This window comes from Motilimonas pumila, assembly GCF_003596335.1.
GTDB classification, from domain to species: domain Bacteria; phylum Pseudomonadota; class Gammaproteobacteria; order Enterobacterales; family CBDFNC01; genus Motilimonas; species Motilimonas pumila.
Map to the genome: position 1 here is coordinate 1 of NZ_QZCH01000165.1, position 228 is coordinate 228.

The following is a 228-nucleotide window of genomic DNA, read 5'->3' on the forward strand; positions in this document are numbered from 1 at the left end:
GCCGCGCTGGCGCAGTCCGGCCTGCGCCGCGCCGATATCGACGGCGTGCTGTGCGGCTACGCCACCACCTTCCCGCACCTGATGCTGGCCACGCTGCTCAGCGAAAAGCTGGGCCTGGACCCGCACTACGCGCACGGCATGCAGATGGGCGGCGCCACCGGCGCGGCCATGGTGATGCTGGCGCGCGAACTGGTGCGCGCCGGCCGCTGCCGCCGCGTACTGGTGGTG

The 228-nt window shown here is 73.7% G+C and carries 1 protein-coding gene; it reads left to right on the forward strand.

Going from position 1 to position 228, the window contains the following annotated elements:
• Window positions 1-228: beta-ketoacyl-[acyl-carrier-protein] synthase family protein (locus tag D1Z90_RS21050; protein ID WP_198419295.1), on the forward strand; the 228-nt coding region annotated here is incomplete at both ends.